The sequence below is a fragment of the Vibrio sp. 1159 genome (assembly GCF_033340395.1).
GTDB classification, from domain to species: Bacteria; Pseudomonadota; Gammaproteobacteria; order Enterobacterales; family Vibrionaceae; genus Vibrio; species Vibrio alginolyticus.
Genome location: NZ_JAWOWL010000028.1, coordinates 51249 through 76736 on the forward strand (window position 1 = coordinate 51249; position 25488 = coordinate 76736).

The 25488-nt window shown below is 43.9% G+C and carries 18 protein-coding genes; 16 read left to right on the plus strand and 2 right to left on the minus strand.

Features of this window, described 5'->3' with window-relative positions:
* Window positions 1-6 precede the first annotated feature (6 nt).
* Genes R7127_RS19200 through R7127_RS19250 form a run of 11 tightly spaced genes read left to right on the plus strand, consistent with a single transcriptional unit; the run spans window position 7 to window position 11206 of the window.
* Complete coding sequence (locus tag R7127_RS19200; RefSeq protein WP_005460551.1) at window positions 7-375, plus strand: 3-hydroxyacyl-ACP dehydratase; 369 nt, start codon at window positions 7-9, stop codon at window positions 373-375.
* Window positions 368-2074: a glycosyltransferase family 2 protein gene (locus R7127_RS19205; protein WP_172563344.1), complete on the plus strand. Its 1707-nt coding sequence runs from the start codon at window positions 368-370 to the stop codon at window positions 2072-2074. Before R7127_RS19200 ends, R7127_RS19205 begins: the two co-directional genes overlap by 8 nt.
* Window positions 2058-3611, plus strand: a complete 1554-nt coding sequence (gene hutH, locus R7127_RS19210; RefSeq protein ID WP_047102876.1) for an HAL/PAL/TAL family ammonia-lyase — start codon at window positions 2058-2060, stop codon at window positions 3609-3611. The genes R7127_RS19205 and hutH overlap by 17 nt, the downstream gene beginning before the upstream one ends.
* Window positions 3611-4057 carry an acyl-CoA thioesterase gene (locus tag R7127_RS19215; protein WP_054702228.1) on the plus strand — a complete coding sequence of 149 codons (447 nt, stop codon included), beginning with the start codon at window positions 3611-3613 and terminating at the stop codon, window positions 4055-4057. Before hutH ends, R7127_RS19215 begins: the two co-directional genes overlap by 1 nt.
* Window positions 4057-4677, plus strand: a complete 621-nt coding sequence (locus R7127_RS19220) for a LolA family protein (RefSeq protein ID WP_017819935.1) — start codon at window positions 4057-4059, stop codon at window positions 4675-4677. Before R7127_RS19215 ends, R7127_RS19220 begins: the two co-directional genes overlap by 1 nt.
* The gene (locus R7127_RS19225) at window positions 4649-6991 is read left to right on the plus strand and encodes an MMPL family transporter (protein WP_206971416.1); all 2343 of its coding nucleotides are present in this window, start codon (window positions 4649-4651) and stop codon (window positions 6989-6991) included. Before R7127_RS19220 ends, R7127_RS19225 begins: the two co-directional genes overlap by 29 nt.
* A complete protein-coding gene (locus tag R7127_RS19230; protein WP_017634797.1) occupies window positions 6988-7599 on the plus strand; it encodes a DUF3261 domain-containing protein in 612 nt (203 codons plus the stop codon). Before R7127_RS19225 ends, R7127_RS19230 begins: the two co-directional genes overlap by 4 nt.
* Before the next feature lie 20 nt (window positions 7600-7619).
* Window positions 7620-8807, plus strand: a complete 1188-nt coding sequence (locus R7127_RS19235; RefSeq protein ID WP_054730341.1) for a beta-ketoacyl-[acyl-carrier-protein] synthase family protein — start codon at window positions 7620-7622, stop codon at window positions 8805-8807.
* Window positions 8800-9264 carry a hotdog family protein gene (locus R7127_RS19240; protein WP_017634799.1) on the plus strand — a complete coding sequence of 155 codons (465 nt, stop codon included), beginning with the start codon at window positions 8800-8802 and terminating at the stop codon, window positions 9262-9264. The genes R7127_RS19235 and R7127_RS19240 overlap by 8 nt, the downstream gene beginning before the upstream one ends.
* Entirely contained in the window at window positions 9261-9986 is a 726-nt protein-coding gene (gene fabG / locus R7127_RS19245; protein WP_005388326.1) for a 3-oxoacyl-ACP reductase FabG, read from the plus strand. The genes R7127_RS19240 and fabG overlap by 4 nt, the downstream gene beginning before the upstream one ends.
* Window positions 9983-11206, plus strand: coding sequence for a beta-ketoacyl-ACP synthase (locus tag R7127_RS19250; RefSeq protein ID WP_042523982.1), 1224 nt, complete (start codon window positions 9983-9985; stop codon window positions 11204-11206). Before fabG ends, R7127_RS19250 begins: the two co-directional genes overlap by 4 nt.
* Window positions 11207-11300: 94 nt before the next feature.
* Here the strand turns inward: R7127_RS19250 and R7127_RS19255 are convergent, their stop codons facing one another.
* Complete coding sequence (locus R7127_RS19255) at window positions 11301-12992, minus strand: class I SAM-dependent methyltransferase (protein ID WP_005382296.1); 1692 nt, start codon at window positions 12990-12992, stop codon at window positions 11301-11303.
* 385 nt (window positions 12993-13377) lie between these two features.
* Between R7127_RS19255 and R7127_RS19260 the strand changes: the two genes are divergently transcribed.
* The 4 genes from R7127_RS19260 to R7127_RS19275 all read left to right on the plus strand — a co-directional run bounded on the left by R7127_RS19260 (window position 13378) and on the right by R7127_RS19275 (window position 21682).
* Window positions 13378-14868 (plus strand): site-specific integrase, encoded by a 1491-nt coding sequence (locus R7127_RS19260; protein ID WP_072875420.1) that lies wholly within the window; start codon window positions 13378-13380, stop codon window positions 14866-14868.
* Window positions 14869-14877: 9 nt separating this feature from the next.
* A complete protein-coding gene (locus tag R7127_RS19265) occupies window positions 14878-17910 on the plus strand; it encodes a VPA1269 family protein (protein WP_072875422.1) in 3033 nt (1010 codons plus the stop codon).
* Window positions 17911-17913: 3 nt separating this feature from the next.
* Window positions 17914-18663 (plus strand): hypothetical protein, encoded by a 750-nt coding sequence (locus tag R7127_RS19270; RefSeq protein ID WP_072875426.1) that lies wholly within the window; start codon window positions 17914-17916, stop codon window positions 18661-18663.
* A 463-nt stretch (window positions 18664-19126) separates the two neighbouring features.
* Window positions 19127-21682 (plus strand): AAA family ATPase, encoded by a 2556-nt coding sequence (locus R7127_RS19275; protein WP_072875428.1) that lies wholly within the window; start codon window positions 19127-19129, stop codon window positions 21680-21682.
* A 214-nt stretch (window positions 21683-21896) separates the two neighbouring features.
* Here the strand turns inward: R7127_RS19275 and R7127_RS27085 are convergent, their stop codons facing one another.
* Window positions 21897-22040 carry an HNH endonuclease signature motif containing protein gene (locus R7127_RS27085; RefSeq protein WP_139278249.1) on the minus strand — a complete coding sequence of 48 codons (144 nt, stop codon included), beginning with the start codon at window positions 22038-22040 and terminating at the stop codon, window positions 21897-21899.
* Between the two features lie 184 nt (window positions 22041-22224).
* Here R7127_RS27085 and R7127_RS19280 point away from each other — a divergent pair, with 184 nt between their 5' ends.
* Window positions 22225-24987, plus strand: a complete 2763-nt coding sequence (locus R7127_RS19280; RefSeq protein WP_072875429.1) for a restriction endonuclease — start codon at window positions 22225-22227, stop codon at window positions 24985-24987.
* Window positions 24988-25488: the final 501 nt, after the last annotated feature.

The window sequence follows — 25488 nt, forward strand, 5'->3', positions numbered from 1 at the left end:
AGTAACATGGAAAAAAGAAAACCAACTATTCAGAATATTGAAGTGAGTGACCATACCGCGGAGCTGTCGCTGCGAGTGGATGCTGACATCTTAGATTTCCAAGGTCATTTCAGTCACTTTCCTCTTTTACCCGGCGTCACTCAAATTGACTGGGCGTTGTTCTACGCCGTTCAATATTTGAATACTCCCAAGGTATTTAAAGGAATGGAAGTCATCAAATTTCAAGAGCCGATTCTGCCAAACGCCGACGTTTGCCTCTCACTCTCTTGGGACAATGAGCGTGAGAAATTGACCTTTAAGTACACATCGAAAAACGGTGAAACCTTGGTGACTCACTCGTCAGGAAAAATGAAACTGGGTGAGTCACGTGAGTGATTATCGTCCCTGCTTTTTAATTCCTTGCTACAACCACGGCAGCACAATTGCAGACGTGGTTGCGTCGTTATCCTCTTTCGCTTTGCCAGTGCTGGCCGTTGACGACGGCAGCAATGAAGACACCAAACAAGCGCTTTCTGCTTTGAGCAAGCAAGGGCTGATAAAACTGATTAGTTTGAGAGAAAACCAAGGCAAAGGTGGCGCTGTGATGGCAGGCCTACATCAAGCTCACCAACTTGGTTTTACGCACGCCATTCAAATCGACGCAGATGGTCAGCACGACCTAGAAGCATTGCCGAAATTGCTCAGCGCCAGCGAAACAAAACCAGATAACCTGATTTCGGGCCAACCGATATACGACGAGAGCGTACCTAAATCCCGTTTGTATGGTCGCTACGCTACACACGTTTGGGTGTGGATAGAAACCTTGTCACGGTCTATCAAAGACAGCATGTGCGGTTTTCGCGCCTACCCAGTGGCGAAAACGGTCGCCGTGTTGAACAAGTACAACATCGGCAAACGCATGGATTTTGATATCGAAATTCTAGTGCGAATGTACTGGGAAGGCGTCGACATTGATTTTGTTCCAACGCGCGTGATCTACCCTGAAGGTGGCATTTCCCACTTCGACGCATTGTGGGATAACGTCAAGATAAGCTGGATGCACACTCGCCTATTTTTTGGCATGTTGCCGCGCATTCCTTCGCTACTCGCCAGAAAGCGCCAAAACACAGATGACAGTAATGCCCACTGGTCGAAACGAAAAGAACAAGGCACGATTTTAGGCATCAAAACCTTACTCGCGGTTTACCGCTTGTTCGGCAGAAAAGCGTTTGACCTGATTTTAAAATTAGTCATGCGCTACTACCACTTCACGGGTAAATCTGCCCGTGAAGCGTCTGAGATTTACCTGCAAAACTTGCAGTACTACGCAACGCAGCAGAGCATCGCACTACCAAAACAGTTGGACAGCTATCATCATCTGCTTTCTTTTGGGCGAACCATGCTCGACAAACTGGCAGCATGGCAAGGTGACTTTAACGTCGATAACCTAACCATTCACGGCCAGCATCATTTCGAAGAGATGGCGCAGAAAAAACAAGGCGTGCTCATTTTAGGCTCGCACCTTGGCAATATCGAACTCTGCCGTGCGCTTGGTCGTCGACACTCTCATGTCAAAATCAATGCCTTGGTATTTACCCAACACGCTGAACAATTTAATGCGGTAATGAAGGCGGTAAACCCAAATTCGGAACTGAATCTGATTCAAGTCAGCTCAATGGGACCAGACACCGCGATTCTGCTTCAACAAAAAATCGAGCAAGGCGAATGGGTGGTGATCGTTGGCGATCGCACTTCCACCAGCAAAGAAAATCGTGTCGTTTGGGCAGATTTTCTTGGTAAACCTGCACCATTCCCGCAAGGCCCATTCATGCTAGCCTCGGTATTAAAAGCGCCGGTTTACTTACTCTTCGGCCTACGCGACGATGAAGCGAACACTCCGCATTTTAATGTGTACTTTGAACACTTTAGTGACCAAGTCACGCTACCACGCAAGGAGCGTCAGCAGGCACTAGAACGCGTTGTTCAACAGTACGCACAAAGATTAGAACACCACACACTGCAAGCGCCGTTACAGTGGTACAACTTTTTTAACTTCTGGACTTTAAGTAATCAGCCACATGACAAACAACAATAATCACAACATCACTTTTGGTGCCCAATCTTTAACCATCGAAGATGTCGTTGCCATTGCTCAAGGTGCAAAGGCACACATGAACACCTCGCCAGAATTTACCGCGAAAATTGATCGTGGCGTGGCGTTTCTGGAACGATTACTGAAGGAAGAAGGCGTTATTTACGGCGTGACCACGGGTTACGGCGATTCATGTACTGTGGCGATTCCACCCGCTCTTGTGGATGAACTTCCGTTGCACCTTACACGCTTCCATGGTTGTGGCTTAGGTCAAATCCTTTCTCATGAGCAAGCTCGTGCGGTGCTGGCAACACGTTTATGTTCATTGTCGCAAGGCGTATCTGGCGTGTCTCACGATCTGTTGAACCAAATCGTTACGCTTATCAACCACGACATTGCGCCGCGTATTCCACAAGAGGGCTCGGTGGGCGCAAGTGGCGATTTAACGCCTCTGTCTTACCTAGCGGCGACCTTAATTGGCGAACGTGAAGTGCTTTACAAAGGTGATGTGCGACCAACACAAGAAGTGTTTGCAGAGCTGGGCATTGAGCCAATTCGCCTAAAACCAAAAGAAGGTTTGGCGTTAATGAACGGTACATCCGTGATGACGGCCCTCGCCTGTCTTGCCTACAAACGTGCAGAATACCTAGCGCAGCTTTGCACCAAGATTACCGCGATGGTCTCTGTGGGTATGCAAGGTAATGACTTCCACTTTGATGAAGCGTTGTTTGCGGTAAAACCTCATCCTGGTCAACAGCAAGTTGCGGCTTGGCTGCGTGATGATCTCAATGCTGAGCGTCCGCCACGCAATAGCGACCGACTGCAAGATCGTTACTCGCTGCGTTGTGCGCCACACGTCATTGGCATGGTGCAAGACTCACTGCCTTGGCTACGTCAATTGATTGAGAATGAACTAAATAGTGCCAACGACAATCCAATCATCGATGGCGACAATGAGCGCGTTCTGCACGGCGGTCACTTCTACGGTGGTCATATCGCAATGGCGATGGATACGTTGAAAGTGAACATTGCCAACTTAGCTGATTTGCTGGATCGTCAGATGGCGCAATTGATGGATTACAAGTTCAATAACGGCCTGCCGTTTAACTTAACCGGTGCAGAAGGCGAGCGTAAACCGATCAACCACGGCTTTAAAGCGGTTCAGATTGGTATCTCAGCTTGGACGGCAGAAGCGTTGAAAAACACCATGCCAGCAAGCGTTTTTTCTCGCTCAACCGAATGTCACAACCAAGACAAAGTGAGCATGGGCACTATCGCGGCTCGTGATTGCTTACGCGTACTTGAGTTAACAGAGCAAGTTGCTGCGGCTTCACTCCTAGCAAGCGTTCAAGCGGTTGAGATTCGTCGCCGTCATAACGAATTGGACGAACACCACATGAGTCAGAGTTTGCGAGTAATTCGTGACGCAGTACTGAGCGAGTTTGAATTTGTGATTGAAGATCGCCCATTGGAACAAGATTTGCGTCATTTCATTGAACGCATTCAGCAACGTCATTGGCCACTCTACGCGGAGGTATAATGCAAGAGCAGGTTCTCTACCCATTAGAAGCGGAGGTGACTATGGTCACCTCATTCCAAGATGCTGACCCGATGGGCGTGATTTATCACGGCAACTTCTTTCGATATTTTGAAGAAGCGCGTCGTGTGCTGATGGAGAAGCTCCAATACAGCTATCGCGATATGCAAGACTCTGGGTACATGTGGCCGATCATCGATACGCGCGTTAAATACGTGAAGGCGATTCCGTTTAATCACACCATTCGTATTACCGCACAACTCACTGAGTGGGAAAACCGCTTACGTGTGGATTACGTGATTTACGACGCCGAAACGAATCAACGTATGTGCAAAGCGCATACAACGCAAGTCGCTGTATCCATTGAAAAGCAAGAGATGTGCTTTGTTTCTCCGGCAATCTTTTTAGATAAAGTAGAGCAATGGCACAACCATGGGAGCCTGAACTAATGCAAAAGTGGTTACTCTCTTTTTTGTTGATATTTTCTGTTCCAGCACTGGCCACACCGACAGCAAACGTAACAGATTTGGCGTCGCTTCAACAGCAGTTGTCTCAGCATGAAATCGTGCGCGGAGATTTTACGCAGCAGCGTCATCTGGAAATGTTCAGTCAACCTCTAACCTCTAAAGGTCAGTTCACACTGAGCAAAACACATGGCTTGTTGTGGCAACAAACAGAACCTTTCGCAGTCAATTTGGTATTGACGGAAAACAAACTTCGTCAAACTTTTGCCGACCAAGCACCGAAAACGATCTCTGCACAAGAAAACCCAATGGCGTTCTACTTTAGTCATGTGTTTTTATCCGTGTTCCACGGGGATACTTCTGCACTGCAAGAACAATTCACACTCGATTTTTCAGTTGAGAACAATCAGTGGCAGCTCGTTTTAGTGCCCAAACAGTCACCATTAAATGCGGTGTTTAAAGCCATCACCCTTTCCGGTAAAACGCATATTGATCGCCTAACCCTGCAAGAGCTGCGCGGCGATAAGACCGAAATCACGTTTACAAACCAGACCTCTCTACCTCAGGAACTCACGGATGCCGAAGACGCTCAATTCCGTTTCTAAACTCAGTCTTGGCACTCACACCTTTGCTCTGGTTTGGCTCAATCTCGTTGTTTTAGCGAGCGCGTTGCTACTCAAACAATGGGTTTGGAGTGCAGAATCTCCGATTGAGACCAACATTTTAAAACTGTTGCCGAAGAACCAACAAAACCCGGTGGCTGAGCAAGCCTTTGAGTCGGTCTCGGCAAGTATGAGCGACAAAGTCATTTTCGTGATCACAGCGCCGGACAAAAATGCCCTTTTTGCAGCAGCCGCTGAATTTGATAAGGGTTTGCGTCAGAGTAATCATTTTCGCGATGTGGTGGGAAAAATCTCACCTCAAGAGCAGCAAGCTTGGGCGAGTTACTACTTTAAGCACCGCTTCCAATTGCTGACGCCTGAACAACGAGAGCGTTTAAGCCAAAATCCAGAACAGCAAGTGCAGCATGTGATTCAGTCGCTGTACAACCCGTTTTCTGGAGTGACCGGGCAAGAGTTACAAAATGATCCTTTCTTGCTATTTCGTGATTATTTGAGCCAAGTTACCCAGCAATCGTCCTCTTTCCGATTGGATAACGGCTATCTGTCCGTCGAAAAAGACGGTGCTCAATACTTGCTTATTACTGCCGAGCTAAAAGACTCGCCTTATAGCCTAACTGGGCAACTTGCAGTCCCTGATATTCAAGCGCTAGAACAAGGCGTCGCGCAGAAATATGGCGCTGAAGTCGCACATACTGGCGTTCTATTTTACGCTGACTTTGGTACGCAAAGTGCAAAATCGGAGATCAGCACCATCGGTGTATTCTCTCTACTCGGTATCATTGCATTGTTCTTGCTGGTCTTTCGGAGTGTGATGCCGCTGTCCCTAGCACTGCTTTCCATCACCATTGGTTTGCTCGTTGCTTTGTCCGTTACGACGTGGATTTTTGGAAAAGTCCATCTGTTCAGTTTAGTGTTTGGCGCAAGTTTAATCGGCGTGTCTATCGACTACGCATTCCACTACCTAACCGAACGTCTTGCGGCGGGAAATGAATGGGATAGCGAGCAAGGATTAAAGCATATTTTCATAGCTATCACACTTGGCTTAATCACCAGTTTGATCGGCTATTTGGGCATGTTAGTGGCACCGTTTCCAGGTTTGCAGCAGCTTGCGCTGTTTTCATCCATTGGTCTGATTGCTGCTTACATCACCGTGGTGGCTTGGTATCCGATACTGGCTCGTAACCCATCGCGATCCATTTCGAACTTACCAGGACAATCACTGTTGGCGAAATGGTTAACGCTTTGGAATCAACCTCGAATTAAAGTCGGATTACCGATGTTATGTGTGGTTGCGAGTGGCTTTTTCTTGCTGCAATTGAACTACGATGACGACATTCGTCTGCTGCAAACGATGCCGAAAGATCTCAAGCAGCAAGAAACCTTGATTACGACGCTCAGTGGCATGCAATCTTCGCAGCAAATGTTGGTCGTTACCGCCGACGATGACGAAAGCCTAATGAAAAAGCTGGAGTCTTTGACACCAACTTTAGAAGCGTGGAAAGCGGAAAGCACCATCGAAAGCTACCAGAGCCTGAGCCGCTACTTGAGCTCAGTGGAACGTCAGCAACAAGACTATCAATTGATTCGCGATCTTTACGCGACACAATCCAGCCCACTTACTTCCGGGTTGGGCTTAAGTAAAAAGCCCAAAATGGACGCCGACTTTATCCCTGTTACGGTTGAACAGTACTTGCAAAACCCGGTATCAGCGCCTGTACGTTTTCTTCATTTGGGTAAAATTAAAGAAAAATCGGCAACGGTAGTGGTGTTAAACCAATTGCAAGACTCCGCTGTTGTTAAGGCATTTGCCAAATCACAGTCTGATGTTGTCTACCTAAACAAAGCTGAAGAAATATCCACCCTATTTGGTGAATACCGAATCAAAATCATGGAGCTATTGGCAGCCGCCAGTGCTGTGATCTTTCTGGTATTAATCAAGCGGTACGGTCTGCAACACAGTTGCCGAGTTTTACTGCCATCATTGATTGCTTGCGCCTGCGGTCTTGCAACTGCTGTCGCGATGGGAACAACATTAAACCTGTTCAACTTGCTTGGCTTGGTGCTCATTCTTGGTATAGGGATCGATTACACTCTGTTCTTTGCCGAGAAAGCCCGCAGTGTGAGCACACTATTGGCGATCACCCTTTCGGCAATGACCACTGTGTTGTCATTTGGATTGCTGTCACTCAGCCAAACTCACGCGATTCACAGTTTTGGCATTACGGTGTTAAGTGGTATTTTTGTCGCTTGGCTGCTCTCTCCGATTGCAATTAAAACAGAGGAAACGACGTCATGATTTTCAATCACGCCTTTCGCTGCGCGACGTTATTCGCACTGAGCCTGTTTTTAAGTGCATGCAGCTTGGTCCCTCACCAATCGACGCCTCAGGTCGACATTGCCGAGCACACCCAAGTTAGCTTGCCCACTCCCGCAAGCTTGGGCTATCAGTTGTCTGCCAGTCAGTTAATTACGGCTTCTTGGGCAATAGATGGTAAAACCAAATCTGAGCAACTTCCGGTACAACTGCAAGTGATCAACAACGAAGTGGTGCTGGCAGGCTTCTCATCCTGGGGGACGAGAGTACTCTCACTGTCTTACGATGGAGAACAAATTCAAACCGAAGTGCTCAACGGTTTACAAGGTTCGCTACCGCAGCCAGAACAGGTATTATTTAACCTGATGATCACGCTCTGGCCGAGTTCCGCTTGGGAAGGGTCGTTAAATGAGGTAAGGTGGCGAATTATTGATAAAAATAATTCTCGCGCCATCTTTGATAGCGACGGTGAAAAGATCATTAAGATTCAATACAGCTCTTCTAACAAGTTAGAGGGTAAGATTGATTTTCATCACCTCAAACATCAGTTTTCAATTTCTATTCAAACACTGCAACATCAGATTAATTAAGAACAATTTAGAATAACAATATGCCTATTCGCTCTTCTCAACCTTTGTATATTCAGGCCTGTGGCTTTCACTCTGCCATGGGACAAGATGATGCGCTCATCCACCAGTGTTTATCAGGAGCGAAGCCATCCAACATGGTGGTTGACCAAGATATTTTAAATTCAGGCCGCCAAACAGTAATCGGTCGAATTGCACAGACGTTACCGCAATTACCGACCGCACTCAGCCAGTTTGATACGAGAAACAACCGCCTCGCACTTTCGGCTTTGCTGCAAATCGAAGGCGACGTGCGTGACGCCATTGCTAAATATGGTCGTGACCGTATCGCAGTCGTGATCGGCACCAGCACATCTGGCATTTCAGATGGCGAAATCGCATTTGGCGAAAAGCTGGCAAACGGTAATTTTCCTGCCGACTACCATTACACCAAACAAGAGCTTGGCAACTGCAGCGATTTTATTGCCGCCTACTTTGATTTGAGCGGCCCACATTACTCAGTTTCAACCGCCTGCTCTTCTAGTGGCCGTGTCTTTTTAACCGCGCAACGCCTGATTCGCTCTGGCATTGTTGATGCGGTCATTGTGGGTGGTGTGGATACCATTTGTCGCCTCACACTAAACGGCTTTAACGGTTTAGAAGCCCTATCCGATACCCTTTGTAAGCCGTTTGACCAACATCGCAACGGCATCAATATCGGCGAAGCCGCAGCATTAATGTTGCTAAGCAAAACACCCGCGCCTGTTGCCCTTCTCGGAGCTGGCGATAGCTCAGACGCACACCATATTTCCGCACCACATCCAGAAGGGTTAGGCGCAGAAGAAGCGATGAAAAAAGCGTTGGCCAATGCAGGACTTACAGCGCAAGACATTGGTTACATCAACGCGCATGGCACAGCAACGCCGTTAAACGATGCGATGGAAAGCAAAGCCATTCATCGCTGCTTTGGTGACTCCGTTCCCGTAAGCTCGACAAAGCCACTTACCGGACACACATTAGGCGCAGCAAGTGCAACGGAAGCCGCGATCGCTTGGCATATTCTCAAGTACAACCTTGATTTGCCAATACAACACTGCGAAACCAAAGCAGACGATATCCATATATCGTTAGTTGAGACGCCAACCAAACTGGGTAACAAAGCGATTCTCAGCAACTCTTTTGCTTTTGGTGGCAATAATATTAGTCTTATTTTTGGTTACGCTCATGACTAAACTTCCTCCCATCGAACAACTTTTGCCACACGACAAACCAATGATCTTGGTCGATCGTGCTTTGGATGTTCAACAAGATACGATTCACTGCCAGGTTGATATCGCAGAACACAACCCGTTCTTCGACTCGGCCTCTCAAACTGTGCCAGCTTACGTTGGCATTGAGTTTATGGCGCAATCTGTCGCGGCGTGGTCTGGTTACCACGCATTAATGAAAGAACAAGCGCCACCGATTGGCTTTTTGCTTGGTAGCCGTCGATACACGTCTGAATGCGATACGTTTTCTCGCGGACAGGTGCTCGATGTGTATGCTGAAAAAGTTATGGAAGATAACGGTATGGCGGTTTTTTCAGCCCGTATTGAGCTACAAGGAACTGTTGTAGCGACTTGCCAATTGAACGTTTACGTTCCATCAGAAGAAAAATTACAAGAAATGAAAATCAGGAGTCAACAATGACCCGACAAGTCCTCGTTACAGGTGCCAGCAAAGGCATCGGTAAAGCCATTGCCGTTCAATTAGCCAAAGATGGTTTCCAAGTCATTGTCCATTACATGGGCGATCAACAAGGCGCGCAAGACACCCTAAACACCATCGAACAGCATGGTGGTAGCGGTCGTCTTATCCAATTCGACATCAGTGACCGTGCAGATTGTCGTGAGAAGCTAGAAGCCGATATCGCCGAACACGGCGCTTACTATGGCGTAGTAAACAACGCTGGCATCACAAAAGATACCGCTTTCCCTGCGATGACCGAAGAAGAATGGGATGGTGTGATTCATACCAACTTAGACAGCTTCTACAACGTTCTTCACCCTTGTGTTATGCCAATGGTGCAAAAGCGCAAAGGCGGCCGAATTGTTACGCTTGCATCAGTCTCTGGCCTAATGGGGAATCGTGGTCAAACTAACTACAGCGCAGCGAAAGCGGGCGTAATTGGTGCAACAAAATCACTCGCGCTTGAACTGGCAAAACGCAAAATCACCGTCAACTGCGTTGCTCCAGGGCTTATCGACACAGGCATGGTAGACGAACACGTGAAAGAACATGCGATGCCGCAAATTCCTTTGCGCCGCATGGGAGAGCCAGAAGAAGTTGCTGGTTTAGTCAGTTACCTTATGTCTGACATCGCAGGCTATGTAACTCGCCAAGTCATTTCGGTAAACGGAGGCCTAGTATGAGCCATCGAGTTGTTGTAACCGGAATGTCAGGCGTGACTGCGTTTGGTAACGATTGGCAATCTGTCGAACCAAAACTGCGTGACTGCCAGAACGCGACGCAATACATGCCTTCTTACGAACAGTATGATGGTTTGAACACCAAGCTCGCGGCACCAATTTTAGATTTTGAACTGCCAAAGCACTACAAGCGCAAGCAAGTACGCGGCATGGGGCGTGTTTCCAAATTGGCGACCGTCGCAACAGAAAACGCACTGAGCCAAGCAGGTTTGATTGGTAACGACGTACTCACCAATGGTCAAACGGGTATCGCATACGGCTCATCAACAGGCAGTACTGATGCAATCGGTGCATTTGGTGTCATGCTGAATGAGAAAACCACCAAAGCGATCACCGCAACGACTTACGTGCAGATGATGCCGCATACCACAGCAGTGAACGTTGGTCTATTTTTCGGTTTGAAAGGCCGAGTGATCCCAACCAGCAGTGCATGTACCTCTGGCAGCCAAGCAATCGGCTACGCCTACGAAGCGATCAAACATGGCTACCAAACGGTAATGGTTGCTGGTGGCGCTGAAGAATTGTGCCCAACGGAATCCGCTGTCTTCGATACCCTTTTTGCCACCAGTCTGAAGAATGAAGACCCGAAAAGCACACCAAGACCTTATGACTCCGATCGCGATGGTTTGGTGATTGGTGAAGGTGCGGGAACGCTAGTTCTGGAAGAGTACGAACACGCCGTCGCTCGTGGCGCGAAAATCTATGCAGAAATCATCGGTTTTGCCAGCAACTGTGATGCCGCACACGTCACTCAACCACAGATGGAAACCATGCAAATCTGTATGGAAATGGCTTTGCAAAATGCGGGCATTCCTGCTGAGAAGATCGACTATGTATCTGCTCACGGCACTGCCACCGACCGCGGCGATATTGCGGAAAGCAACGCAACAGCGAATGCTCTGGGCAAAGTGCCAATCAGTTCACTCAAGAGCTACTTTGGCCACACACTAGGCGCCTGTGGCGCGATTGAAGCGTGGCTAGGTTTAGAAATGATGCACACAGGCTGGTTCAACCCAACGCTCAACCTAAAAAACCTCGACGAGCAATGTGGTGATTTAGACTACATCGCCGGACAAGGCCGAGAGCTGGACGTGAAATATTTGATGAGTAACAACTTCGCCTTTGGCGGCATCAACACCTCCATCATCTTTAAAAAGATGTAATGCCCTTAGTAAATGCAAAAGCGCTGGTTAACCAGCGCTTTTTTGTTGGTTGCCTATCAGGTTCATATATCACGCTGTAACGGCAAACAAGACATTACCATTCCGCGATACAAAGGCGACTTTTAACACCACGAATTTGTAATCCCATCGCTTCAAAGACATGCTCAAAATCTTGACAAGATGCAGGCACATTAGGTAGCGACAATGAAGCCTCGGTAAAAAACGTCCGACTCAAATTATCCGTCTCTCCCCAAGCTAACTGCCACCAATCCAAAATTCGCGGCTTGGATGCGTTTAATCGATAGCTAGCAGGAATACGATCACGCTTGTTTAGGTTTTCAACCTTAGATGTTGGTAGTAAGTTCCACTTATCATTGTTGGGCCAATAAGCAAATGGCAAACAGTGATCAACGTGATACTCATTTCGTAATTTGCTTCCACTCCATACACTGACAATGTCGCAATGGCTGAGCTTCAACTGTTCAATTCTCTTTCGCACGACTCGCGTATCATGGTCTTTATCAATCCAGACCAAACAATCATGATACGTTTGCAGTGGAATACCCCGCTCTTGATTAGACCGAAATCGTTGCATTTCCATAATCCATTGGTTGACCACCAGCGGCTCAATCCAAGAGTTATACAATCGAAAACAATCCCAAAGGCTTTCATCCAACACAAACAGCCCATAACCTTCGAGGAACTCGCTATCCACAACAATTGAACGTTTTGGCTTCTTAGCTGAACGAATCATTTCAAAGTAAGGGTTTGATTTATCACCTTGATAGGTAAAAGTGACGGGACCATCTTTTATGGTTTTTAAGCTGTCTTTTATCGCTTTATCAAGCGCCACTGCATCTTCACCAAAAAATGTCGTGCCTATAGCAAGATCATCAGGACTTAAATGGGAAAGTCTGCCCCAGCCATCGGGCTTTATAAAACCTAGCCCTTTAGACGAGTTCGAGCTTTGCTGGATGTTCTCTTTATCGATTAAACGCTTAAATTGACGAATCCAATACAAGCCAACTAATCCTAATGGGATTGCAACTTTACCTTCGCTGCGATCAACCACTGCACCAGAATGAGCGTCTGCAATACGTAGTAAAGTACGTAGTAGTGCGAGCTTATAGGTAGCCGATTTGGAATCATTGACGATAATGTGGCGAACCTTATTCAGATCACCGGAACCATCATCAGGCAAAGACATCACTACAGTTTGCCAAGATACACCCGTTCGCTTTAACTGATCGTCATCGAGAGATACGTTTCTCACCATTAAAGCGCTATTCTTTGCAAACTTTTCGAGCTCTTCAACCGATACGGGATAAGCTTTACGACCGTCAGAAAAGTCACCGTGACGAAGGCTAATCACCAATCGACCATTAGGCGCTAACAAATTTGCAAGTTTGCGAAATGCACGTTCACGGTGCGTAGGCGCAAGATGCATCCATACCGCACTGACAAGAATTAAATCGAAGCGAAAGCCAAGATTAATGGTTTTCTCAAGCTTAGGTAATGCATCTTCAAGCCAAGTAACGGAATCGCCACAGTAAGACTTACCAAGCCTTAGAAGTGCTTGAGCAGGCTCGATCGCAACAACTTCACACCCATGCTCAGCCATCCATTTCGCGTCTCGACCAGAGCCCGCGCCAACATCTAACACACGATCTCCAGCCTGGGGCCAGAAGACTCTCCAACTCGCGTGGACATCCTCAAACTGGATCGATGTGTATTGCTTCGCGAAAGAGTCGGCGTGTCGGTCATAAAAGTTAGAAGTGGCAGGCATAAAGGTTAACGAAAGGTAATTAATATGCGTCCATATTAATTGCTAGAAATTGCAATGGCTAGAATGCCATTCAAAAGTTGTAGATAGAGTGGCAATTACAGCCAAAAACCTAAAAACGACAAAGCCCCGACAACTCAAAGAGTTATCGAGGCTTTTGAATAAATGGCACGCCCTATTGGATTCGAACCAATGACCACATCCTTAGAAGGGACGTGCTCTTTTAACCCCTTACCTTTAACTTACTACTTGTTACTACAAAAGCCTCTATTTTATCTATTTCTGCTTCTCTTATGGATTTCTGGATAAGATTCGCCACGACAATAAAGTTGCGTAACCCCCTAGTTAAAGTTACCATATTGAGAGTGATAAGGAGATTTTATTGATAATGAAAGAATTAGCACCTCGAGGTAGATTCCACTTTGTTGTAAAGCAAAAGGTAGCATCTGTACAAACTACAGTATTTCCAATCCTGTACCTCGAAGGAAATGATGGATTCACAATCATGTGGTCGCTAGTTCGTTATTTCCTTGCATACCCCTCCAAAAGTGATACTTGGATGAGAGATACTGCACGCGCAATTGGTTTGTTTTATGACTATTGTACTGCTTACCAAAACTCAAATTCAGATCGTAGGACTCAACTACGTAACTTCATGTCCAGCCTAGAAAATGGAACTATAGGTGTCGAATGCCAAACTGATCCTACAGCCCTCTATTGGGCACCAACTGGCATAACAAAAGCGAAGAGGTTAAGGAGTAGGCTCATTGCCTTCATCAATTGGGTAGAGGAAGAGGAGTTACTTAGTAAAGGCATCTCAACATTCAAAGCCCCGATGAAAAATCATGAAAAGCAAACTCTATCCTTGATGAAAACAGCTAGAAAAATCATCAAACTCAGCCCAATGGAGCATACTAAAGATCCTATTGTCGTAGCTCAACATTTGAGTAGTGCGCAGACAACCTTTGGTCACGAGTTTGAGGATGACCCTAAAGACTACATAAATGACAACAGTGAAACGAAGAGCTTCCCTATTGAGCTTATATCACCTCTTTTACAATACGGCTTCGTTAAAAACCCATTGGCTACAGACCCATTTGAGCGTGAAGATATCACTGCCAAAATGATTACTCTTTTACTTTCGTTTGGCGGCCTTAGAAAAAGCGAACCGTTACATCTTTGGTTTAACGACATCATGCCAACAGCCGAGTTTAAGTGTCAGGCGAGGCTGTACCATCCAAGATTGGCAAAAACAAACCTAATAGGTGAAAGAGACAAAACCAGAGATATGTATCTTAGAGAAAGGACATTAAGACCTAGGCATGACAAAGCTAATTCTAAGTCATTAAAGGCAGGATGGAAAAAGCTAGCAGTTGATAAGTCATCCTATCACGCTGATATATTCTGGTTACACCCTTCAGCAGAAGCGATGTTTACCTCCTTATATAATCTGTATCTCTCATACAGAAGTGAACTAATGGAGACTTACATAAAAGAGCAAGGTCATGACCACCCATTTCTATTTGTATCTACTGGTGTAGATCACCGAACAGGGGAAAGCTATATAGGCGCTCCGTACTCTATTAGTCAATTTGACAAGAGCTATGAAAAAGCCCTACAGCGGCTCGAGCGTCATCTCGGACTAAAAATTCCCCGAGGACGAGAATCAGCTATCAATCCACATTCTCTCCGACACTTTTTCACCCAAGCTCTTGAAGATATGGGAGTATCTCCAAAGATGATACAAAAATGTTTACGCCATCGTACTATTGGGTCACAAGATATCTATAAAGGCATCTCGTCGCAAAGAATACGAGAAACGTTAGAAAATTACGCAATCACTACCCCTACAACCAATTGCTTACAAATTTTAAAATAAAGACAAATAATGACAAAAGCTGAAAACATTCAAAAACTTAAAGGGATTTCATATAGTAACCTTGTTACTGATCTAGATCTTGCCAATATTAGTGGTGTCTTTACTACTAGACGACTATTTGACTCCTCAAAGTCTATATCACTATACATGAAAGGAATTCGCATTTTAGAGGGGCTTCATGAGTCAGGTGATGCTTCATTCAATAGCTTATTCTTCTTCCAAAAAATAGGCAACGGCAACCGCTTTAATACAAAGCAGCTCATTGGAGGACAAAACTCCAACCTCTACAAAGAGTTAACCATACTATCTGACACGCTCGGTCTGAATAAGAGTATAAAAACCGAGGAAGGCTTAAAGGCCGCAGAAACTTATTTTCAAGAAGCCGTAGAGATTTTTCGATATGTCACAAAGGTTGACAGTCTCGACGAAGTCGACATTGATAAGTTTCAGAACTTCATTCTACCTCTAAGAACACAAGAAGATAGATGGCACGAAGACCTAACACCACAGAATCACAAGGCTCTGAGATCCATTGCTCTGTGCTTGAATCAGCACTTCAACACCGCAGACTTTGGGAAATGTGTTTCGGTACAAAGAAGCGACACTCAGTTTAAAACTAAGGATCTCTTTGAACGCCCTGACAAACACATGGAACGCTGGGTGGACTCATGGAATGAATTTCTGGATGCCAAAAAAGCCTTTAGCACTAAACCATTTAAAAATGCCGTAGCCAAATTTCGAGACTTCCTTGAAGCCACCTACTCATCTGATAGCTCGCCATTTCCAGAAGATCCAAAGTTATACTTCTCGAAATATCGCAACGACGAGTATTATAAATGGTTAAACGAACAAGTAGATAACAACCAGATAAACAATAAAGTACTGATCACTGCACTCAATGCTATCAACTCATACAGCAACTGGTTTATCGCCACATATATGTCAGATGTTGAAGAAGATGGTGAGTTAGTAACTATCGGTCATCCGATTGTTTCCAATTATAGATTTGAACAAATCTTGTTAAAGCATGGTGATGATAATGGTGACATCAAACTTAGTGAGTCGGCCAAGCCTTCTCCACCACTATGGATGGTGTTAAAGCTCAAGGAAATACTTACCGAAAACGACTACGCATGGCCTAAGTCTCTTACCAACCAGTACAATAATAACATTGTTGATGAGAATGGTAATCCCGTTTGGATACCAGTAATCACTTACTTGTTTTTAATCATGCTTGAGATTCCTCTTCGCAAAATTCAGGTACTTCGTCTTGACTCCGGAGAAGGTGATATCTGGAAGTATGACGCAAAGTCTGATCTATGGGTCAAGAACGACCATCAAGCAGCAAGTTACTGGAAAAACACGGGAGCCAAAATTCAGAACAGAGGTGTGTTTAGGCGAAAAATGATAAATGCCACGCTAGCCCCTCAATTTGCTTTTTACATCAACTCAAATAAAACAGCCGATAAAAGTGTAGGTTTTGGTGAAAAATCTGGATATGAGATTCCATGGAAAAATCAGGCTGCAATCAAGTATCTTGATGAATTAAGAGACTGGCAAGAAAAGTACAATCCTGTAACGGTGCCTGTTAAGTACAAGGACATTCCCGGAACAATCTTTGACGGAACTCCTTCGGAAAAAGTAGTAGCCAGTATTCCTGACCGATTCTATTTATTTCGTTCAGCTAAAGAGGTGAAAGACGGCACTCGCCAAATGCCACCATCCAACAGTGTGCTAAACAATTTCTGGCTAAAGTTAATGGAAGAGTTAGAGAGGCAACTGCATGATGAAGGCATAGACTGCCAGATTATTATAAACCGGAATAAAAAAACGGGTGCACCTCAACAGGCTCTTTACACCCCTCACGGCTTACGAGTTGCAGGTTTAACCTCTCTTGCACAACAAGGCGTACCTATTGACATACTGAGTAAAATTGTTGCTGGGCACAAAAGCATTCTCATGACAATTTACTATCTAAAGTATCATCCAAGCCACATTTCTGAAGTTCTCAATGAAGCAAGCCGAGATTTAGAACTCAAGTACCAAAGTAGCTTTCAAAACTGGCTAAAGGAAGCTGCGTGGGATCAGGTTGCCAAATACACCGCTTATAACTCCGAAGACGCTGTTGACGGAATAAAGTCAGCCGCTAGTAGTTTTACAGCTTCTTTGTGGAATAGTACTAACTTAGGCCTATGCCCATACAATGGAACCCGTTGTAATGACGGAGGAGCTTGTGTGCGCAAAAATGGGAAAGGGAATAATACTTACCTTCCAGTAAAAGATAAGAACTGTGTCATGTGTAGACACTTCATTACAGGGCTTCCTTGGTTAACTGAGCTTTGGGTACATGGTAATGCGCTTCTACTTAAATCAGAGAAAATGTCTAAGGAGCTGGAGACGAGCCAGCAAGAGATTCATAAGCTAAAAAGTAATCGCTTAAAGTTGAAAAAGAATGGTGAGGATATACCTACTCAACTAACGACAAAGATCAAAAAATCGGAGACTATACATGAAAGAAACTCAATTGAACTTGATAACATATTCAATGAGTTACACTCCACACATCTCCTAATTGAGAAGATAAAAGCATTACCAAAGCCTCCTGTTTCCGAACAAGATGATGCGAAAGGTAGTAATTTACCTGCTTTGTTTATGCATAACGACTCTGAATTTGAACTGGATTACATTGAAATGCCTAGTAACTTCCAGAACTTAGACTTCGTAATTCAAGCAAGCCGTTTTTATAAACACGAAAGAAATGAAGATTTCGAGCGTGAGCGTGAACAGTTCATCGACTCAATCCTTCTAAGGAATGGCTATGAGCCATTGATGCTTATGGATCTAACACCAGAGGAGAAGAGACAATCTGCCGACGCCTTCGCAAAATTCTTGGTTACAAAAGTTGATGCAGAAACACTCCAACTTCTTAAAGATGGCCGTACGACTTTAGCCGGAATCGGTATCGAGAAAGAATTAATGGAGGCCACACCTGTTAACATTCCGAAGAATTTACTTACTCAACAGCCAACATTCATGAGCTAAACGATGAAAGAGTCAGATATTGTGTCAGAAACTGATGCTCAAAACACCTACAATGAGCTTTTCGAAGCTGCTACCAAAGAATCAGTAAAAACAACATTAAAGAATATCAATGAGATATGCGAAAAAATGGTGGCGGCAAACGCAACTCCATCTGTTCCCGCTATTGTAAAAGCACTAGCGAGTAAAGGGGTTATAATATCTGAAAGGTCGATCTATAACAGAAGAGAAGGTAAAAATCCTTATCCAATATTGATCGATGCTTGGATTTCAGTTGTTCAAAAGAAAAAGCTCGGCATTGACGCCATCGTCAAATCGAGTCTGAAGGCTAAGCCTGATACCGGAATAGCAATTGAAAAACCAAATGCATTTGTTACCGAACAAGACTTATTGAAGATTAGTGACCCCGTTTTACGATACAAAATATCAGTACTTTATGGACATGTGACTGCTTTAAATAAACAGAATATTGCATTGAGAGAGCTTCGTGAATTACCTGCAATTCACCCAGATTACCATACTCAACCATCAACCAAAAACCTTGAGGAGAAGAGGAATATTCCTACGCAGACATCACACCTTGATAGCTTAGACGTAGAAATATTGCGAAACTTCTTAGACGGTCAACATGGGCAATTATACTTTGACGATGAAGGAGCTTTATATGCGGCAAAAGGACTTAGAAGTCATACTGCTATATCAGATCCGGGTCTAAAAGAAGTTCTAGAAAAATTGATACCGCCAGAGGTTAACTGAATGAAAACAAAGGCAAGGTTTCTACACCTTGCCGCTATTTTGGTCGGTTTAAGAACATCCCCATCACCTAGACCTGAACTAGAACAAGATTAAAGTGCATCTGGCGAGTATTTACTTCGACGCACGAGGTTACACTGCTCGTCAGTGCCATTTCACGTAGGCGAAGATTGTCGCTTAAGTGTAGTAACTCATACTCGATCTCACATGTCCGCTGGTCAGTCACGACTAGATCGTACTGTCGAACTACTGGTATCCCAAATTGACGAACCCCACCTTTATGTGAGGTAGCGTATTTGCAAGGCACCGGACGTAGTCTTACAGACAAACAAAGCTTAATCGTCTAATTATTTGCTCTAAATCAGGTTTTTAGATCTTATTAAAAAGATGGCATATTAAGATTTCTGAACACATGCTTTAATCAACCTATTCTAATTTCAATCGAAAGTTTACTGGAGTGTTGTGGATGGGGAACGTTAGGGATGACATCATCAAATGGCTACATGCCCAACCTTACTGGGTTCAATTGGCAGCTCAAGGCATTTTAAAACAGGAAGAAATTACACAAGATAAAATCATAGAGTTTAAAGAGCTATTAAAAACCCCAAAAGGCCAGTCATGCATCAAGACATTAGACTTTGGACAATTTAACGAAGACTCAAACTCCGCAAATCAAGTTTGGATTAAGTCGATTGGTGATATAGAAGGTATTGACGACCTAAACCCACGCTCTCCTTTAACCTTCGAACCGAAGCTCACGGTTGTCTACGGAAATAATGGTTCTGGTAAATCAGGTTACACACGTATCCTCAAAAAGGCATGTGGAAAAAACAATGCCAACGACCTGAAACCAAACGTTTTTAAAGAGCCTCCAGTTATCAGCAGATGTACCATCAGTATTGATGGAATTAGCGCAAAAAAAATCGACTGGGTTGCAAACTCGCTACCTATCCCTGAGATAAGCTCAGCAGACATCTTCGATTCTTCTACTGGAGGCTTTTACCTTGATAATGAAAATGAAGTGTCATACGTACCGATTGATGTTCTTCTGTTTGAGAAGCTTGTGTTCGTTTCCACATCAATTAAGTCTTTACTAGATAAAGAACAAGCTCAATTAGTAAAAATTCTACCGAGCACTCCAGTAGAATTAATGCAATCCAAATATATAAGAGCTATAAACGACAGGCTTAAAGCGGATGTGCCGGAAGCAACACTGAGAGAGTTTTTCAATTTTACCAATTCTGATAAAAACAAACTCAAAGAACTTAGTGAGCGTCTAAAAGGCGACCCATCAAAACTAAAAGACAAAAAATCTCGGGAACTAAAACAACTAACTGAACTCATTAATTCAGTTTTAGTGGCCAGCGAACAAGTCAGCCCTCTAGTTTGTGAAAAGATCAATGACTCTAAAGCTAAACTAGAATCAGCAAAAAAAATAGCTGAGCAAGGTGCTAAAGCTCTCTCTGATGAAAACTTGCTGACTGGCATCGGAAGCCAAACTTGGAAAGCCCTTTGGATTGCTGCGAAAGAATACTCTATGAAAGAAGCGTATCCAGATGGAGCATCCCCTTATATTGAAAATGACGCTCAGTGTGTTCTATGCCATCAACCACTTTCAGATGCCGCTAAAAAACGCTTTAAGTCTTTTGAAGAACACATTCAAGGAAGCCTTGAGAAAGAAGTCAAAGCTACACAACTACACTTTGATAATCTAGTTAAAAAGCAACCATCAATACCATCAGAAGATGCCTTAAAAACTCAAATAGCAGCATCAAACCTCGTCGAAGAAGAGTGGCTCCCTGTCTTCAGCAAAATATGGGGGGGAATCGAAAAAACCTCGGAGGCTCTTACTAAGCATCCTGAGATTCCTAATCAAGGATTCATATTTGATACTTCTCTTATTGCGGCTCTATCAGAAAAACAAGAGCTTTTAGCAAAAGAAATAGAGAACCATGAAAAAGACGTAATTGCTTTCAACAAAGAGAAACTGACCAACGATCTAATTGATTACAAAGCAAAGCAATGGGCTTCAGGTTACATTGAGGTCATTATTCAAGAGGTCAAAAGACTTGAGAAGTACAGGCAATATGAAGAATGGGGCAAACTGTTAGGTACCTCGAAGTTCACACGTAAAGCTGGTGAAATATCCAAGCAAGTAATAACAAATGCCTATGTTAAGCGTTTCAATAATGAACTAGATAATCTTGGTGCAAAGAAAATCAATGTTCAGTTGTCCAAAACGCGAGTGTCAAAAGGAAAAGTGATGCACAAACTGCATTTGATGGATGTGAACCAAAATTTCATCCGTAGTAAGTCCCATGACGTTTTAAGTGAGGGTGAACAACGAGTTGTAAGCCTTGCTGCTTTCTTAGCTGATACTAATAGTAAACCTCAAACTACCCCATTTATTTTTGATGACCCGATATCATCGCTAGACCAGTCATACGAGCTATGTGTTGCAAAACGGCTTGTTGAGTTATCAGAAAAAAGGCAAGTCATTATTTTTACACATAGAATTAGTTTGTTGGGAGCCTTAAATGAACTGGGAAATCCTACATGCGTACACATAAGGCGTGAGCATTGGGGTTGTGGAGAACACGGAGTTGTACCATTGTTTGCGAAAAAACCACTCAAGGCTTTAAATGAGTTGAAGAATCAAAGGCTAGCTCAAGCAAGAAAGTTATTGGATTCGGACGGTTTTGAAGTTTACGCCCCTCTGGCAAAGTCAATTTGCAGTGACTTCAGAATTCTACTTGAAAGAGTTGTTGAAGTTGAGTTTCTAGCAGATGTGGTTCAACGTCATCGTAGAGATGTCCAAACAAAAAATAAAATTGGTAATCTAGCAAAAATAACCATTGAGGACTGTAATCTCATTGAGCGCCTTATGGGGGAATACTCTGCGCATGAACATAGCCAGCCGACTGAGTCGCCAGTAGAACCACCCACACCAGAGCAGTTAGATGCTGATATTACTGCCGTTATTGACTGGCACACTGATTTTAAATCTCGCAAGAACCAATAACTACTATTGAATGTAGCTGAAGAGATTCGCTGACCTTCATCAACCCTCTAAGCTTGCAAGGAAAAAGTATAAGAAAAATGTAATTCTTTGACTTTGTCATCCCATTCTTCTTGAATCGGTTCGAGACTATGCGCCCTGCTATCCAAGTCAAAGGACAAAATACGATATCGTTTTATTTCTCACTCATCCTGCTAACGCTGTGTTAAATGGAGGTTTATGCGTCCCAAAACAAAGGAATGGCATTTGATGCTTTAATGCTAGATCCACTCTTTTGACCGTTACATGTTTGGAATAATATCTGGAGGCTTGTAGGCTCATTAACACCGTTTAACGCTATAGGTACTATATGGTCGATGATAGATTAAAGATGGCCGTAGCCTGCGAGCCTTGAAAAGAAAATCCGCCTAAAAATTTTTGAACAGCTTTACTGAGATGTAAAGTCGATCGCTGTCACATTAACCAAATGCAACCAGTTGCTATTTAAAGTGCGCATCCCTTTCCAAGGGTATGATTGGGTGTGAATTTTTAATTTGTGGCGTTTTATGAAAATAGAAGTTGTATGTAAAAAAGATGAGCCTCAAAAAGTTAAAGGAGACTTGTTTGAAAACTTAGCATCGGACTTGTTGAGTGCTCAGAACTACGAAGTCATCCAAGAAATGCGCGTAACAGGTTCGGAACTAGACCTGTTATGCAAGCATCGTGTGAGCCAGAAAGAAATCTATGTGGAATGTAAAGCACATAGAGATAAGATTGGCGCACCTGTTATCTCTAAATTAATAGGCGTTGTTTTTGCCAATGATTACCAAGAGGGCTGGCTCGTTTCAACCTCTGAATTTGGTAAGGATGCACTAGGCCTTGCCGAAAAAATTGCAAGTAAGCGTATCGAGGAATCATCTAAGTATAGCTTCTATACTCCTGAGAAAGTTATCCACTCTCTCATTGTGGCAAATGTGATCGCAAGGTTTCCTCAAGAAAAAGCAGAAGAGTATGCAGGCATCGACAATTTGGGTAGTGTCACGTTGCTCATCTCCGAAGTAGGTCGTTACTGGTGCATCTATACCCTAAAAGGTGGCTCACCTAGTGGTGTTCTTGTGTATAGTGCAAAGACTGGTTTGCAGGTTACTGATAATGACACGTTGACCAACATATCTAAGCTAGACTCTACTCTGTCGAAGTACGACCTTTTTGTGGGTGAAGTTAAAGAAACCATAACCAACAAAATGAGCCTAACCAAACCTCAAAAGCTACCTGCTGTTGTTGAAGTTCAGATAGGTGACTCATGGGATGACTACCGTCCAGCACGTCCTAAAGATTTTGTCGGGCGTGATGAGTTACAAAAGAACATTCTTTCTTTCCTTGGCTCGATTCGCGACAAAGAATCATCAACTCGGATTTTCGCAATTACAGGTAATTCAGGGCTAGGTAAAAGCTCCTTAATCGCAAAGCTGCGCGATCGAGCTAAGAATAAACACTATAAAAATAAATACTTTGTGTTTGCTGTCGATATTCGAGGAGCTAAATCTCCTAACTATATAAACGCAGCATTGCTCAAAGCGTTAAAAGAAGCTCAGAGCTATGATGTCGGAGATAAAATTGAACTGAAACTTAGCGATCCCGACGCTCCTCTTTCATCTGACAGTATTCAGGCATATCTTGAGTCTGTGGAAAGACAAGAAAAAGTGATTTGTCTTGTCTTTGACCAATTTGAAGAACTCTACTCAAAGCCTGAGCTGTTTAGCATTTTTGAATCAGCGAAAAGTTTGATGTTAGACGTTGCAGCACTCAAGGGGAACATTTCTCTTGGATTCGCGTGGAAAACCGATAGTACAACGCAACAAGACCACCCAGCCTATCACATGTGGCACGAGTTAAAAGATTTACGTCGGGAGTACCGCTTAGAAATCTTTGATAGTGGCGAAGTATCCAAATCTATAACAACATTCGAGAAAGAGTTCGATCACAAAATTACGCCTGACATTCGTCACCAGATTACCTATGCATGTCAGGGTTTCCCGTGGCTTTTAAAAAAACTGTGTATAAACTTACGAGAAAGCTACAAAAGAGGAGCAAGTGCAGATGTTTCTCTTGCTGATTTAGATGTAGCCAGACTGTTTGCTAACGACCTAGAACAATTGTCTCAGCAAGAGCGTACGTGCCTAGACATCATTGCGAATCGTGCTCCCGCAGACTGGAGTGAAATTATTGAGTTGTCTAGCGTTGCCGATGTAAATCAACTTGTACACAAACGAATGGTTATTCGAAGTGGTGATCGCCTTAACATCTATTGGGATATTTTTAAAGACTACCTGAACACGGGTAAAGTACCGTTCATTCCATACAACTACACTCCAACTTCTGACTTTTTTGCACTCATGAGTCTCGCAAGAGAGCTAAAAGCATATAAATTTACTGGCTCGAATGACTTAGTTGAAAAATTAGTTAAGACTGAAAAAACAATATTGAACATTGGTTCTGATCTTGTAATGTTTGGTATCGCCGAAAGAGATGGTTCTAACTTCAAGTTACATAGCCAGTTAGGTGAACTAACCGACTTCAACTGTTTAACGATCATCCGTGAAAAGCTCGCACGACACAGCTTTAAGTTAGCTATCTATAAAAACTTTTCTGGAAAAGTAGTGACTCACAAACAGTTATTGGAAACAATCAAGGCGTCAATGCCGAAAGCTTCTCACAGTGATAAAACTTGGTCAGTTTATAGTCGTAGACTTGCCAAGTATCTCCAACTTACAGGTTTTTTAGTCCAGACGGGACAAGATTTCACAGTTCAAGATTCGGCGATCGTAGCAGTATCAACAGAACAATTTAAGGTAAGGCACAAAGGTAAACAGCAAAGTAAAGTTTTCTCTGCACCAGTGTCTCCACATAGAGCCATGCAGACATTCGAGGCTTTCAAACAAGGAGGAAACTTTGCGGAGCTGGAAAAGCAAGGGCATCGTAACCCCCTATCGGTACTAAAACGCTTCGAGTTAATAGTAAAAAATGCTGATAATGACTACTCCATTAACAAGGCGCTTATTGACAAACATGGTGGTGAAGTCGAAGCGCTTTGGGTTGCGGCAAAGAATGAACCTTCCGTGCAAAAGTGTCTTGAATATCTGTCAACGGACTGTAGCTTAAATGGAGCCAAAGTCGGTGAGCTAATAGCAGAAGACTTTAATCTCAGTTGGAAGGAGGGAAGTATGCTCCGTGGTGGCAATAGTATTCGTCAGTGGTCTTTGTGGGTTAAGCAAGGAATTGAAGAAAGCATAATCCCTACTTTACCGGGCCGTAACGGTAAGTCATAACCACTTTGGTTACAGTATAATAGCGGTCTGATTTATTCAAGAATAAACACAACAGCCATAATTTTGGGCTGTTGTGTTTTAAGTAACCGCAGCCCATGAACTTCTAATTCGTGATACCCCCCTTCATCCCCACAGCACTCTTCCTGTTTGTTTTGCTAAGGCAAAAATCTTAGTCGGGTGGGATGATTTTTCAGCTATAGGCAACTGGCAAAATTAATCAAACAACTGTGATTTGACACCATATATTTGTTTTTTGGGGCATTTATAATATCTGGGATTCAAACATCGGAAGGGGTTGAGTATGGATATTACTTTAAAAGAAGATGCTGTGATTATTTACGATCCTGCTAGTGGTTTAGAGTGCACCATGAGTCCTCAAAAGTTTAGACGTAAGATTTTATCTGGTAGTAAGATTCGTATGCGCAGGCTTTGTTGCGTAATTCGATGGAACTAAATCAAGAAACTACGATCTGAGCGGCTACGCCCATCAATCGTCGTAGC